This window comes from Vibrio sp. 1562 (assembly GCF_033340155.1).
GTDB lineage: Bacteria > Pseudomonadota > Gammaproteobacteria > Enterobacterales > Vibrionaceae > Vibrio > Vibrio alginolyticus.
On sequence record NZ_JAWOVY010000014.1, the window covers coordinates 70,614 to 84,844 of the forward strand.

Below are 14,231 nucleotides of genomic sequence, written 5' to 3' on the forward strand. Positions count from 1 at the left end.
CTGCAACGTAATTTTTCATTGCTGTCGCAATAACAAATTTAGAATAACGGGATAACAGACTATGCCAATCAGTACGCCACAAGAAATTATTGATGATATTCGCGCAGGCAAAATGGTCATCCTAATGGATGATGAAGACCGCGAGAATGAAGGTGACTTGATCATGGCTGCCGAGCATATTACGCCGGAAGCCATCAACTTTATGGCAACCTATGGCCGTGGCCTGATTTGTTTAACCATGACCAAAGATCGTTGCGAAAGTCTAGGTCTGCCACCAATGGTGCAAGACAATAATGCGCAATACACCACCAACTTTACTGTTTCGATTGAGGCAGCAGAAGGGGTAACGACTGGTATTTCAGCCGCAGATCGCGCACGTACCGTTCAAGCAGCAGTCGCGCCAAACGCTAAAGCTGCGGATTTGGTGCAGCCTGGTCACATCTTCCCTCTCGCAGCTCAAGACGGCGGTGTACTGACTCGCGCAGGTCACACTGAAGCTGGCTGTGATTTGGCTCGTCTTGCTGGTTTAGAGCCAGCATCGGTGATTGTTGAGATCTTAAATGACGACGGCACGATGGCTCGTCGCCCAGATCTAGAGATCTTTGCAGAGAAGCACGGTATTAAATTGGGCACTATTGCCGACCTAATTGAGTACCGCAATAACACTGAGACAACGATTGAACGTGTGGCAGAGTGCAAGTTACCGACAGAGTTTGGCGAGTTCACGTTAGTCACGTACAAAGACACCATTGATAACCAAGTGCACTACGCAATGTGCAAGGGCGATTTGAAAGAAAAAGCGCCACTGGTTCGCGTTCATCTTCAAGACGTTTTTACCGACTTACTACGTAGCGATCGTAATGCAGAACGCAGCTGGACACTAGATAAGGCAATGAAACGCATTGGTGAAGAGGGCGGTGTACTGGTTGTTCTTGGCCATGAAGAATCGACCGATCTACTTATTCATCGCGTGAAGATGTTCGAAGCGCAAGACAAAGGTGAAGCACCAACGCTTGCTAAAAAACAAGGCACGTCTCGCCGTGTTGGCGTTGGTTCACAGATTCTTGCGGATCTCGGTGTACATGATATGCGTCTTCTGTCATCGACCAACAAAAAGTACCACGCGTTAGGTGGTTTTGGTCTGAACGTTGTTGAGTACGTCTGCGAGTAACAACCGAACAATAAGTTCCTAGTCTTTGACGTGCTTAACTCGTCAATGGCTAGGAGCCAGTGATTTGCCTCCAATTTCCATTAGATATTGCTCACAAATTTGTGCTAGAATCCGGCGATTCTCACTTGATGAACATATTTCACTTATAAATAGAGTTAAAGGAAAGCTTATGAAAGTGATCGAGGGTGGCTTCCCAGCGCCAAATGCAAAAATTGCTATCGTTATTTCTCGTTTCAACAGTTTTATTAACGAAAGCCTACTTTCTGGTGCGATCGATACACTAAAGCGTCACGGACAAGTAAGCGAAGACAACATCACGGTTGTGCGTTGTCCAGGTGCCGTAGAACTACCTCTAGTAGCTCAGCGTGTTGCTAAAACTGGCAAATTCGACGCTATTGTTTCTCTAGGGTCTGTTATTCGCGGTGGAACGCCTCACTTTGACTATGTTTGTAGTGAAATGAACAAAGGTCTAGCACAAGTGTCTATGGAATTCAGCATTCCAGTAGCATTTGGTGTTTTGACTGTTGATACGATCGATCAAGCGATTGAACGCGCAGGAACCAAGGCTGGTAATAAAGGTGCAGAGGCTGCACTAAGCGCACTTGAAATGATTAATGTACTATCTGAAATTGATTCCTAATGGGGGCCAGTGTGAAACCAGCCGCACGTCGTAACGCACGTCAATTCGCTCTACAGGCGATCTACTCATGGCAAATTACTAAAGAGAATGTTGCCAAGATTGAAGAACAGTTTTTGTCTGGCGACAAATACGATGAAGAAGAACTTCATGCATCTGAGCCAGCGCTTGCTGCTCCAGAGACAGACGTAGCTTACTTCCGTGAACTATTAAGCGGTGTTGTACTTAGCCACGCTGAGCTAGATAGCAAAATTCGTCCATACATCTCTCGTCCTATGCAGGATTTAGATATGATGGAACTTGCTCTTCTTCGCCTTGCTATGTACGAGATGACTCGTCGCGAAGATGTTCCTTACAAAGTTGTTATCAATGAAGCGATTGAACTTGCAAAAGTTTTCGCAGCAGAAGATAGCCACAAGTTTGTGAATGGTGTACTTGATAAAGCAGCACCTCACATTCGTAAGAAATAACGATTTCTTCAATGAAAAGGTCAGCACATGCTGACCTTTTTTGTATCAAAAGCTTTTACATCAAAAAGTAAGTGAATTATGTCTGGTGAATTTAATCTGATAGACAAATACTTCGTCGGTCGTCAGAGCCAACGTAAAGATGTCCATCTAGCCGCTGGTGATGATTGCGCTTTGGTCAAAGCGCCAGCTAATGTTCAGATTGCGATTAGCACGGATACATTGGTAGCTGGAACGCATTTCTTAGCCGACGCGAACCCAGCATGGGTCGCACACAAAGCATTGGCTTCTAACATCAGTGATTTGGCGGCGATGGGCGCAACGCCTGCGTGGGTGAGCTTTGCATTAACGATGCCTGAGCCAGATGAAGAATGGCTTGCACCTTTCTGTGATGCATTTTTCGAACTGGCTGATTACTATGGTATTCAGTTAATAGGCGGTGATACCACCAAAGGCCCATTGTGTCTGACACTGACGGTGCAAGGTTTTGTACCTGAAGACAAAGCGCTCACGCGATCCGGCGCCAAGCCTGGGGATTGGGTATACGTAACGGGAAACCTTGGCGATGCAAAAGCTGGCTTGGATGTGATTCTAGATGACTCTCTGCGCAGTAGAGCCGGCGCGGAAGCACTAGAGCGAGCTCATTACCTTAGTTCTCCGCGTGTGCTTGCTGGACAAGCTCTTGTTGGCTTAGCCTCTTCGGCGATAGATATTTCAGATGGTTTAATCTCTGATATTAAGCATATTTTACAGCGATCTCAGGTTGGGGTGAGCATTGATGTCTCTCAGCTACCGATCTCTTCAGAATTAGTCCAGTTTTTAGATGATAAGATCAGCGCGCAGCAGTATGCTTTAGCAAGTGGTGAAGAATACGAGTTGTGTTTTACCGTGCCGGAGCAAAATCGAGGCTCGTTACAAAGTGCTTTATCTCATACTGGATGTAAGGTCACATGTATTGGTCAAATCCGACCAAATGGAACCTTCGAGCTGCATGATAACAATCAACCACTTGATTGGGACTTAAGTGGCTTCGACCACTTTAAATGATCTGAGCTAAGCTCTAGCCAAGAGCCTGTTACTATTGAGTAACTCGCAGGCATGACGATTGAAACCAAACTAGCAGTATAGGTTTAAGGATATGACCAACCCTCTTTCTCTGATTTCATTAAAGAACCCGTGGCATCTATTGGCGACGGGTTTTGGCAGTGGATTATCCCCGTTTATCCCTGGAACAATGGGCACACTGGCGGCCGTGCCTTTATTTTTGTTGTTGGCACAATTACCATTTACGGCGTATGTCATTGTTGTTCTGATTTCGTGTGTGGTCGGCATTCAAATATGCCAAGTGACGTCTGCAGACATGAAGGTGCATGATCATGGTTCAATCGTATGGGATGAGTTTGCGGGCTTTTGGATTACGATGAGCATTGTACCTGCGCTGAATATTCCACTCACTGAATGGAAGTGGTTGATCACTGGCTTCATCTTGTTTCGTTTTTTCGATATGGTAAAACCTTGGCCAATTGGGTGGCTAGATAAGCGAGTTCACGGTGGGCTGGGTATTATGGTTGATGATATCGTGGCGGGAGTTATGGCCGGTGTTGCCCTGTTTCTAGTCGCAAAATACGCTGGCTGGATGAATTAAACCATGAACTAAACACTGGACGTAAAAAAGGGATGCCATGAGCATCCCTTTTTACATGCTATTTTGCTAAATAATCCAAGATGGATTTTTCGATTCCTTTTGCATCGAGACCAAGCTCTTCATGCAGTTCATCTTGTGTTCCCTGATGAATAAACTCATCGGGTAAACCTAGGTTTAAGACTGGCTTAATGATTTTATCTTTCATCATGAACTCAACGACACCCGCACCTGCACCACCTGCGATAACATTTTCTTCTAACGTCACGAGCACGTCATGATCTGCGGCTAATTGACGAATTAATGCTTCATCGAGCGGCTTCACAAAGCGCATATCAGCAACAGTGGCGTTAAGGTATTCTGCCGCTTCTAGCGCGTTACCCAAGAAAGTACCAAAGCTCAGAATAGCAACTTTTTCACCTTGGCGAACCATGCGCCCTTTACCGATTTCTAACGCCGTAAACTCAGTTTCGATTTCTACGCCCATGCCGCTACCACGAGGGTATCGAACCGCACTCGGGCCAGAATGCTTATGGCCAGTGTAAAGCATTTGTCGGCACTCGTTTTCGTCGCTTGGCGCCATGATCACCATGTTCGGAATACAGCGCATAAAGCTCAAATCGAACGCACCTTGGTGAGTTTGACCATCTGCGCCAACGAGACCTGCGCGGTCGATCGCAAACATCACTGGTAAATCCATGATCGCGATGTCGTGGATCAGTTGGTCATAACCACGTTGCAAGAAAGTCGAATAGATAGCTACGATTGGATGATCGCCCGCAATTGCCATACCTGTTGCAAGTGTCACTGCGTGCTGCTCAGCAATCGCCACATCAAAGTATTGGTCTGGGTACTCTTTTGAGAAACGCACCATACCTGATCCTTCGCGCATTGCTGGCGTAATTGCCATTAGCTTAGGATCTTGGGCCGCCATGTCACATAAAAAGTCACCGAAGATCTTTGAGTAAGTTGGCTTACCGCCACTGCTCTTCGGCAGACAATTATGCGTTGGATCGAATTTAGGAACACCATGGTAGCCGATAGGATCTTTCTCGGCCGGCTCATAACCTTTGCCTTTCTTGGTCATGATGTGTAGGAACTGAGGGCCTTTGAGCTCACGCATATTTTTCAGCGTTTTGACGAGTTCATTGACGTCGTGCCCATCAATCGGGCCAATGTAATTAAAGCCGAACTCTTCGAACAGAGTACCAGGCACTACCATGCCTTTTAGGTGCTCTTCCGTACGGCGAACCAACTCTTTAATAGGTGGAACACCAGACAGCACTTTCTTGCCGCCTTCACGGATAGAAGTGTATAAGCTACCAGAAAGTACCTTTGCAAGGTGGTTATTCAGGGCGCCGACGTTTTCTGAAATCGACATTTCGTTGTCGTTCAAAATCACCAACATATCAGGATGAACGTCGCCAGCGTGGTTCATGGCTTCGAATGCCATGCCTGCTGTAATTGCGCCATCGCCAATCACACTGACAATTTTACGGCCTTTGCCTTCTTTTTGTGCGCTGATGGCCATGCCAAGGCCTGCACTGATAGATGTCGAAGAGTGACCGACAGACAAAGTGTCATATTCACTTTCTTCACGCCAAGGGAAAGGGTGTAGACCATCCTTTTGGCGAATTGTTGGCATTTTATCGCGACGTCCGGTGAGGATTTTGTGCGGGTAAGCCTGATGACCAACATCCCAGATCAATTTGTCGATAGGGGTGTTGTAAACATAATGCAGAGCGACAGTTAGCTCTACGGTGCCTAAGCCAGACGCTAAGTGTCCGCTAGATTGGCTCACTGAATTTAGCAGATACGTTCGCAGTTCATCACACAGATTTGGTAATGTTTCTTTCGGAAGAAGACGTAATTCTTCCGGTGTATTTGCTAACGCCAGTGTTGGGTACTTTGAAATATCAAGAGTCATATAAATGCGCGCTTATAGTGTTAATTTTTGCGCTCGATGACATATCGGGCGAACTCTTCGAGTAACTGAGTATTGTATGGGATAGCTTCCAATGCTTGAAGTGCTTCCTGTAACAGAGTGTGAGCTTTCTCTATGGCTCCCTCTAAACCCAGCAGGGAAGGATAAGTGCTCTTATTCAGACCTTGGTCGGAACCTTGAGGCTTACCCAGTGTTTCTGTGTCACTGATGATATCAAGAATATCGTCTTGAACCTGAAACGCCAAACCAATTGCTTTTGAGTAGCGCTCCAAGTGAGGTAGAACCTCGATACCTTTCTCACCAGCAGCTAATGCACCTAATTTTACCGCACAATCAATCAGAGCTCCGGTTTTTTTACGGTGTATCTCTTCCATTTCTTCAAGAGAAACTTGGCGATTTTCCGCGCCTAAATCTAAAGCTTGCCCTACACACATGCCGCTGGCACCAGAAGAATGCGCTAATGCTTTGATCATGTTGATGCGTTGAGCTTCTGCCGCCGGGCTTAATTGACCATCAGCAATAATAGTGAAGGCAAGGGTTTGTAGTGCATCACCTGTCAGTATTGCGGTTGCTTCATCAAACTTAATATGACAAGTTGGTTGACCTCGACGCAGTTCATCATCGTCCATGGCTGGCAGATCATCATGAATGAGTGAGTAGGCATGTATACATTCGATAGCAGCGGCTGGGGTGTCTAAGTCTTCAGGTTTACAGCCGAGCATTTGACCTGTGATGTAAACAAGAAAAGGGCGAACGCGTTTTCCACCTAGCAAAAGGCCGTATTTCATTGCTTGAATCAATGGCTGCTCTTGATATGGAAGCTGATCGAGCCACAAATTCAATTGCTGATTGTTTCTTTGTTGAAAAGACGTCAATGTCTGTTGCATCACATTGCTCACTACTGATTGTTATTCTGAATCTGGTTTGAAGTCACTCAGTGGTGCTTCATCATCTTCACTAAGAAGAATGCTCACGCGCTGTTCGGCGTCGCTTAATTTAGTTTGGCCTGCACGAGCTAAGGCAATGCCTCGTTCAAACTTACGCAGGGCATCATCTAGAGCAAGATCGCCATTTTCTAATTGATCAACCAAGCTATCAAGCTCTTCAATGGTTGCTTCAAAGGTCATGTTTTCTGGTTTCTTGACCGCCATCTTTTTTCTGCCTTAATCAAGCCTCGGGTAAGATGCACGAAAGTTACCTTAGCCTAGTAACTTGGTCAAATTTAACCTTATATAATTGTCACAAAATTAGCGTTCAACGAGTCTAAGCGGTGAAACCCCATATTTTGGTTGAGGTTGTTAGGTGTAATTTGTGATCCATTAGCTAAGATTTTTCTAAAAATTCTGCGCGAGTTGTCGATACAGGTAATAATCCGCCCAATGGCAGTATTTGAGTATAGCGTGAGGAGTGCTTTGTGGATTTAGCAACCCTATTAGGTTTGATTGGTGGTTTTGCATTCGTCATTATGGCGATGGTGCTTGGTGGCAGCATCGGCATGTTTGTCGATGTCACGTCGATCCTTATTGTCGTTGGTGGCTCAATATTCGTCGTGTTGATGAAGTTCACAATGGGACAGTTTTTTGGTGCGACAAAGATTGCTGGCAAAGCCTTCATGTTTAAAGCGGATGAACCCGAAGACCTGATCGCAAAAATTGTGGAAATGGCCGATGCGGCGCGTAAAGGTGGTTTTCTTGCTCTTGAAGAGATGGAAATAAACAACACATTCATGCAGAAAGGCATTGATCTACTGGTTGATGGCCATGATGCCGACGTTGTGAGAGCGGCACTCAAAAAAGACATCGCGCTTACAGATGAACGACATACGCAAGGTACTGGTGTATTTCGCGCCTTTGGCGACGTTGCTCCTGCGATGGGAATGATTGGTACCTTGGTTGGTCTTGTTGCGATGCTTTCAAACATGGATGACCCTAAAGCGATTGGACCAGCAATGGCCGTTGCACTCTTGACCACATTGTATGGCGCGATCCTGTCCAATATGGTGTTTTTCCCTATTGCGGATAAGCTTTCTCTTCGCCGTGACCAAGAAACGCTAAATCGCCGTTTGATCATGGATGGCGTATTAGCGATTCAAGATGGCCAAAACCCGCGAGTGATCGATAGTTACTTGAAGAACTACCTCAATGAAGGTAAACGTGCCCTTGAGATTGACGAGTAACTTGGAGAGTCGTGATGGATGATGAAGATAACAAATGCGATTGTCCGCCACCTGGCCTCCCGTTATGGATGGGGACATTCGCAGATTTGATGTCGCTACTGATGTGTTTCTTTGTTCTTCTGCTCTCGTTTTCTGAGATGGATGTACTGAAGTTCAAACAAATTGCAGGGTCAATGAAATTTGCCTTCGGTGTGCAAAATCAGCTTGAAGTGAAAGACATTCCCAAAGGCACTAGCATTATTGCCCAAGAGTTTCGACCGGGTCGGCCGGAACCAACTCCGATTGATGTCATCATGCAGCAAACCATGGACATCACTCAGCAGACGCTCGAATTTCATGAAGGGGAGTCTGATCGAGCTGGTGGCACAAAACGTGATGAAGGCAAGTTAACGGGTGGGCAATCGCCAGAAACGTCAACTCAAAACAATGAGTCTGCCGAAGCGGACATGCAACAACAGCAATCTAAAGAGATGTCGCAAGAGATGGAAACCTTGATGGAAAGCATCAAGAAAGCCTTAGAGCGAGAGATTGAGCAAGGCGCCATTGAAGTTGAAAACCTCGGTCAGCAGATTGTTATACGTATGCGTGAAAAAGGTGCATTCCCAGAAGGTTCGGCTTTCTTGCAGCCTAAGTTTCGTCCTTTAGTTCGTCAGATTGCAGAGCTAGTAAAAGACGTGCCAGGCATTGTGCGAGTATCTGGCCATACAGACAATCGACCGCTAGACTCGGAACTTTATCGTTCTAACTGGGATCTCTCTTCTCAGCGTGCAGTATCAGTCGCGCAAGAGATGGAGAAAGTGAGAGGCTTCTCTCATCAACGTTTAAGAGTACGAGGCATGGCGGATACGGAACCCTTGTTACCGAATGATTCTGATGAAAATCGCGCGCTTAACCGACGGGTTGAAATCAGCATTATGCAAGGCGAGCCTCTCTACAGTGAAGAAGTGCCGGTAATTCAATAACTAGGCTTTAGTTTTAAGTCAGTAAAGAGATAAGAAAGCGAGCAGATTGCTCGCTTTTTTTGTTTTTCCAATCCGCTTGGGTGTATAATCTTGCGCCTTAAAAGTGAGCTCAGACTACTTTTTGTGACTGAAACGCGGTTTTACTGCGTATGAAGTATTGAAGTTGAGTGTCACTCTTTGTTGATTGCGAAACTAACCTGCGAATTAGACTATGAAATTTATTGTAAAGCCCCATCCAGAAATTTTTGTAAAAAGTGAATCTGTGCGTAAGCGCTTCACAAAGATTTTAGAGTGCAACATTCGTAACATCATTAAGAGCCGCACGGAGTCTGTCGCGGTATTTAACCGTCGTGATCACATTGAAGTGACCTCTGAGAGTAACGAATTCCACGCTGAAGTTCTTGAGGTTTTGACTCATACACCAGGCATTCACCACGTACTGGAAGTGAAGCAAACTGAATTTAAAGACTTGCACGATATCTTCGAGCAAGTGCTAGAACTCAACCGTGCTGCACTCGAAAATAAAACCTTTGTTGTACGTGCGAAGCGTCGTGGCAAGCATGACTTTACCTCCATTGAACTAGAGCGTTATGTAGGCGGTGGTTTAAATCAAGCGATTGAAAGCGCTAGTGTTAAGCTACGAAACCCAGACGTGACGATCAAGGTAGAAGTCTCGAACGACAAGCTAAACCAAGTATTGTCTCGTCATAAAGGCCTAGGTGGTTTCCCTCTGGGTACGCAAGAAGACGTGTTAAGCCTGATCTCGGGTGGTTTCGATTCTGGTGTTTCAAGCTATCTTCATATCAAGCGTGGTTCAAAAGTACATTACTGCTTCTTTAACTTAGGTGGTCCAGCACACGAAATCGGCGTTAAGCAGGTTTCTCACTACCTATGGAACAAATACGGTTCTTCAGCAAAAGTACGTTTTATCTCAGTTGATTTCGAGCCTGTGGTTGCGGAAATCCTAGAGAAAGTCGATGACGGCCAAATGGGCGTGATCTTGAAGCGTATGTTTATGCGTGCAGCAGGCATGATCGCTCAGAAGATGAAGATCGAAGCATTGGTAACAGGTGAAGCACTAGGTCAAGTATCGAGCCAAACGCTAACCAATCTACGCCACATCGATAACGTAACTGACACGCTGATTCTGCGTCCACTTATCAACTGGGATAAAGAAGACATCATCAATCTAGCACGTGAAATCGGCACAGAAGATTTCGCAAAGACAATGCCAGAATACTGTGGTGTTATCTCTAAGAAGCCAACCGTGAAAGCGGTGAAAGGCAAGCTAGAAGCTGAAGAAGAGAAATTCGACTTCAGTATCCTTGAGCAAGTGGTTCAAGAAGCTCGCATGATGGACATTCGTGATATCGCGAAAGAGTCTGAGCAAGCCGCACCAGAAGTAGAGCAAGTTCAAGCGGTAGAAGAGCACGCGGTTGTGCTAGATATTCGTAGTCCTGAAGAGGAAGACGATAACCCACTTGAAATCGAAGGTGTGGATGTGAAACATATCCCTTTCTACAAGCTGGGTACACAGTTTGGTGACTTAGACCAGTCTAAGACATACCTACTTTACTGTGACCGCGGTGTGATGAGCCGTCTGCAAGCGCTTTACTTGCAAGAGCAAGGCTTCAGCAACGTAAAAGTTTACCGTCCATAGCTGACTGTTAAAATACGTTAAAAGGCGCAAATTGAGACATCAATTTGCGCCTTTTTTGTTTTTGATCGCGTTACAGACAACCATTACTTAGCATAATGTTGAGGCTCATCGCAAAGCCATACACTTTGTGTTGATATAACGATAATTAATCCGAAAGAAGAGTAATAAAGTGATATTGCTGCCAGATATGCGGATGAGATTTTTGATAGATAAAAAAACACCGCCTAATTTAGGCGGTGTAACAAATTTGACAGACAGGTCAAAAATAAATACAGGAAGTATATGTTTTGTCACAGGGAGTGTGGACAAAACATTATGGTAGAAATCTACCTAACTCGAAATACGAGTTTGCAAACACAACATCGCAACAACGAAGCCAATTGATTTCCAAAGAAATCAAGCCGTTCAGGCCCGTGTTGCGGGGTGAAATATAGAATTTATCTGGCTGTTCGACAACGGACATTTTATAATGTTTCAGATTAAAAAAACTAATCCTATTAGAGGTCCCATATGTCTCGCAGATTGCCTCCATTAAATTCGCTTCGAGTCTTCGAAGCGGCTGCTCGTCATCTCAGTTTTACACGAGCAGCAGAAGAGTTATTTGTTACTCAAGCCGCGGTCAGTCACCAGATTAAAGCGCTTGAAGAGTTCTTATCATTGAAGCTCTTCCGTCGACGTAATCGTTCTTTGTTGTTAACAGAAGAAGGCCAAAGTTACTTTCTCGATATCAAAGATATTTTCACCTCGATTGCGGAAGCGACAGATAAGGTGTTGGAACGTAGCGAAAAAGGGGCATTGACGATTAGCCTACCGCCGAGTTTTGCTATCCAATGGCTTGTACCTCGTTTGGCCGATTTTAATGCTCAAGAGCCCGATATCGATGTACGTATTAAAGCCGTAGATATGGATGAAGGCTCACTGACTGATGATGTTGATGTGGCGATCTACTATGGCCGTGGGAACTGGCCAGGTTTGCGAGCAGATAAATTGTACCAAGAGTTTTTGATCCCACTTTGTTCACCTTCATTACTTTTGGGTAACAAACCATTAGAATCTTTAAGTGACCTCAAATTACATACTTTGTTACACGATACTTCGCGTAAAGACTGGAAGCAGTTTGCTCGTCATTACAACATTGAAGGCATCAACGTAAACCACGGTCCTATTTTTAGTCACTCAACGATGGTGCTACAGGCTGCTGCGCACGGTCAGGGGGTCGCGCTCGGTAACAACGTACTCGCCAAACCTGAAATGGAAGCCGGACGACTCATTGCACCATTCGACGAGGTGTTGATATCTAAGAATGCATTCTATGTGGTGTGTCATGAACAGCAGGCAGATATGGGCCGAATCGCAACGTTTAGAGACTGGATGTTAGCAACCGCGAGAAAAGAACAAGAGGAAGTATTGGATGAATCACTGGATAGCTGAGGGGCCTGAAAACGGACCGCTGTTTATTTTTGCTCACGGCGCAGGTGCGGGGATGGAGCATGACTTCATGACAGCTGTCGCCAAAGGATTAGTGGAGCAAGGTATTCGTGTAGTGCGTTTTAATTTCCCTTACATGGTGAAACGTTCGGAAGATGGCAAAAAGCGTCCGCCCGATCGCGCGCCAAAGTTGCTCGAAGCATACAGCGAAGTGATCGCTCACTTTACTTCTTCTCCCGTGGTTATTGGTGGTAAGTCAATGGGCGGTCGTATGTCGAGCTTGTTGGCTGAAAATGAGCTGGTGGCGGGCATTGCCTGTTTAGGGTTTCCATTTCACCCACCAGGAAAGCCAGAGAAATACAAAGGCGAGCACTTAGCAACCATTGAGAAACCTACGCTGATTCTGCAAGGGGAACGAGACACCTTTGGTAAGCGTGAGGAATTCGATGATTTCGTCCTTTCGTCACAAGTAACGGTGAGCTTTTTACCTGATGGTGACCACAGCTTCAAACCGCGCAAGATCTCAGGTCATACTGAAGTGGGTAACATTGCACTCGCGATAGAGCAGTTAGCGGCGTTTATACAAGAGGTGTACAGTGAAAAGTAAGTGGTTACTCTCATTCTCTGGTTTGTCTGGGCTGCTTTCGGTCGCTCTTGGAGCATTTGCTGCTCATGGGCTAAAAGCGACACTGGCCCCTTATTTGCTCGGTGTATTTGAGACCGGAGTTCTGTATCAATTTATTCACACGTTGGCGATTGTGTTTTGTGCCATTCTGCTTCTGCTCAATTTGGGACAAAAAGCACAAAAGTATTTTTTCATTGCGGCGATTTGCTTTATTATCGGCATCTTTTGTTTTAGCGGCAGTCTTTACGCGCTGGCGCTGACGGGCATTAAGTGGTTTGGGCCAATTACTCCTGTAGGAGGGTTGCTGTTCATGATTGGTTGGTGTCTGTTCTTTTTTGCTGCGTTCAATATCAAAGAGGTCTCCAAGTGAAACAACTAATGCTCTATTGCCGTTCTGGCTTTGAGAAAGAGTGTGCTGGTGAAATTCAGGACAAAGCGACACAGTTGGAAGTGTATGGCTTCCCTCGTGTGAAGAGAAACTCAGGTTATGTTGTCTTCGAATGTTACCAAGATGGAGATGCCGACAAACTTGCGAGAGGTTTAGACTTTAAGTCTTTAATTTTTGCTCGACAAATGTTTGCGGTAGCAGCTGAGTTTCAATCGTTGCCAAGTGATGACCGAATTAGTCCAATTTTGAATGAACTAGCAGACATCGAAGCATTCCCTCGTTGTGGTGATTTGAGAGTTGAAACGCCAGATACAAATGAAGCGAAAGAGCTACTGAAATTCTGCCGTAAGTTTACCGTCCCAATGCGTCAAGCGTTGCGCGGCAAAGGCTTAATGCTGAACAAAGATAACGCGAAAAAACCAGTACTGCACATTTGCTTTGTTGAGCCTGGCCACTGTTACGTTGGTTACTCTTACACTGACAACAACTCACAGTTCTTCATGGGTATCCCTCGCCTTAAATTCCCAGCAGACGCCCCAAGTCGTTCAACACTTAAACTGGAAGAAGCATTTCATGTCTTTATTCCACGTGAAGAGTGGGATGAGCGTTTGGCACCAGGTATGTGGGGTGTGGATTTAGGTGCATGTCCAGGCGGTTGGACGTACCAATTAGTGAAGCGCTCAATGTTCGTTCACTGCGTTGATAACGGCATGATGGCAGACAGTTTGATGGAAACTGGCCAGATCAAGCACCATATGGTGGATGGTTTTAAGTTCGAACCAGACCGCAAGAACGTAACATGGATTGTTTGTGACATGGTGGAAAAGCCAGCTCGTGTTGCTCACCTGATGGGACAGTGGCTGTTAAAAGGTTGGGCAAAAGAGGCTATCTTTAACCTTAAGCTGCCAATGAAAGGGCGTTATGACGAAGTGCTGCAAGACCTTGAAAATCTGAAGCAGTTCCTCATTGATAATAAGGTAAAGTTCAAGCTACAAGCTAAACATTTGTATCATGATCGTGAAGAGATCACGATTCATATCCAATGTCTGTCGAATATTTCACCTTACTAACTTTATTCCCCGAGTCTTTTGGGAATAGTGATTAGAATAGAAAAAGCGCCTTCAAATGGC

Annotated in this window: 15 protein-coding genes; 12 read left to right on the plus strand and 3 right to left on the minus strand. The window is 45.4% G+C overall.

What is annotated here, in order from left to right; all coding sequences use genetic code 11:
- Nucleotides 1-61: 61 nt before the first annotated feature.
- The 5 genes from ribBA (at nucleotide 62) to pgpA (ending at nucleotide 3,920) form a co-directional block, all read left to right on the plus strand.
- Complete coding sequence (ribBA, locus tag R7Z49_RS15335; protein WP_005381573.1) at nucleotides 62-1,171, plus strand: bifunctional 3,4-dihydroxy-2-butanone-4-phosphate synthase/GTP cyclohydrolase II; 1,110 nt, start codon at nucleotides 62-64, stop codon at nucleotides 1,169-1,171.
- 169 nt (nucleotides 1,172-1,340) lie between these two features.
- A complete protein-coding gene (ribE, locus tag R7Z49_RS15340) occupies nucleotides 1,341-1,811 on the plus strand; it encodes a 6,7-dimethyl-8-ribityllumazine synthase (RefSeq protein WP_005381572.1) in 471 nt (156 codons plus the stop codon).
- Nucleotides 1,811-2,278 (plus strand): transcription antitermination factor NusB, encoded by a 468-nt coding sequence (gene nusB, locus R7Z49_RS15345; protein WP_005381571.1) that lies wholly within the window; start codon nucleotides 1,811-1,813, stop codon nucleotides 2,276-2,278. Before ribE ends, nusB begins: the two co-directional genes overlap by 1 nt.
- A 78-nt stretch (nucleotides 2,279-2,356) precedes the next feature.
- Nucleotides 2,357-3,322 (plus strand): thiamine-phosphate kinase, encoded by a 966-nt coding sequence (gene thiL / locus R7Z49_RS15350; RefSeq protein ID WP_005381570.1) that lies wholly within the window; start codon nucleotides 2,357-2,359, stop codon nucleotides 3,320-3,322.
- A 91-nt stretch (nucleotides 3,323-3,413) separates the two neighbouring features.
- Entirely contained in the window at nucleotides 3,414-3,920 is a 507-nt protein-coding gene (pgpA, locus tag R7Z49_RS15355; protein WP_186584438.1) for a phosphatidylglycerophosphatase A, read from the plus strand.
- Between the two features lie 58 nt (nucleotides 3,921-3,978).
- Here the strand turns inward: pgpA and dxs are convergent, their stop codons facing one another.
- The 3 genes from dxs to xseB are packed head-to-tail and all read right to left on the minus strand — an operon-like array spanning nucleotide 3,979 to nucleotide 7,013.
- The gene (gene dxs / locus R7Z49_RS15360; RefSeq protein WP_005381568.1) at nucleotides 3,979-5,844 is read right to left on the minus strand and encodes a 1-deoxy-D-xylulose-5-phosphate synthase; all 1,866 of its coding nucleotides are present in this window, start codon (nucleotides 5,842-5,844) and stop codon (nucleotides 3,979-3,981) included.
- Between the two features lie 20 nt (nucleotides 5,845-5,864).
- Entirely contained in the window at nucleotides 5,865-6,749 is an 885-nt protein-coding gene (gene ispA, locus R7Z49_RS15365) for a (2E,6E)-farnesyl diphosphate synthase (RefSeq protein ID WP_005383621.1), read from the minus strand.
- Nucleotides 6,750-6,770: 21 nt separating this feature from the next.
- Nucleotides 6,771-7,013, minus strand: a complete 243-nt coding sequence (xseB, locus tag R7Z49_RS15370) for an exodeoxyribonuclease VII small subunit (protein ID WP_005381566.1) — start codon at nucleotides 7,011-7,013, stop codon at nucleotides 6,771-6,773.
- 263 nt (nucleotides 7,014-7,276) lie between these two features.
- Between xseB and pomA the strand changes: the two genes are divergently transcribed.
- The 7 genes from pomA to rlmM all read left to right on the plus strand — a co-directional run bounded on the left by pomA (nucleotide 7,277) and on the right by rlmM (nucleotide 14,171).
- On the plus strand, nucleotides 7,277-8,038 hold the full coding sequence (gene pomA, locus R7Z49_RS15375; protein WP_005381564.1) for a flagellar motor protein PomA: 762 nt from the start codon (nucleotides 7,277-7,279) through the stop codon (nucleotides 8,036-8,038).
- Between the two features lie 14 nt (nucleotides 8,039-8,052).
- Nucleotides 8,053-9,000, plus strand: coding sequence for a flagellar motor protein MotB (locus tag R7Z49_RS15380; protein ID WP_042521210.1), 948 nt, complete (start codon nucleotides 8,053-8,055; stop codon nucleotides 8,998-9,000).
- Nucleotides 9,001-9,211: 211 nt separating this feature from the next.
- The gene (gene thiI / locus R7Z49_RS15385) at nucleotides 9,212-10,660 is read left to right on the plus strand and encodes a tRNA uracil 4-sulfurtransferase ThiI (protein ID WP_005383617.1); all 1,449 of its coding nucleotides are present in this window, start codon (nucleotides 9,212-9,214) and stop codon (nucleotides 10,658-10,660) included.
- A gap of 510 nt (nucleotides 10,661-11,170) precedes the next feature.
- A complete protein-coding gene (locus tag R7Z49_RS15390) occupies nucleotides 11,171-12,091 on the plus strand; it encodes a transcriptional regulator GcvA (RefSeq protein WP_005383616.1) in 921 nt (306 codons plus the stop codon).
- The gene (locus R7Z49_RS15395) at nucleotides 12,072-12,695 is read left to right on the plus strand and encodes an alpha/beta fold hydrolase (protein ID WP_085569905.1); all 624 of its coding nucleotides are present in this window, start codon (nucleotides 12,072-12,074) and stop codon (nucleotides 12,693-12,695) included. The genes R7Z49_RS15390 and R7Z49_RS15395 overlap by 20 nt, the downstream gene beginning before the upstream one ends.
- Nucleotides 12,685-13,083 (plus strand): DUF423 domain-containing protein, encoded by a 399-nt coding sequence (locus tag R7Z49_RS15400; protein ID WP_047010151.1) that lies wholly within the window; start codon nucleotides 12,685-12,687, stop codon nucleotides 13,081-13,083. Before R7Z49_RS15395 ends, R7Z49_RS15400 begins: the two co-directional genes overlap by 11 nt.
- Nucleotides 13,080-14,171, plus strand: a complete 1,092-nt coding sequence (gene rlmM / locus R7Z49_RS15405) for a 23S rRNA (cytidine(2498)-2'-O)-methyltransferase RlmM (RefSeq protein ID WP_085569904.1) — start codon at nucleotides 13,080-13,082, stop codon at nucleotides 14,169-14,171. Before R7Z49_RS15400 ends, rlmM begins: the two co-directional genes overlap by 4 nt.
- Nucleotides 14,172-14,231 lie beyond the last annotated feature (60 nt).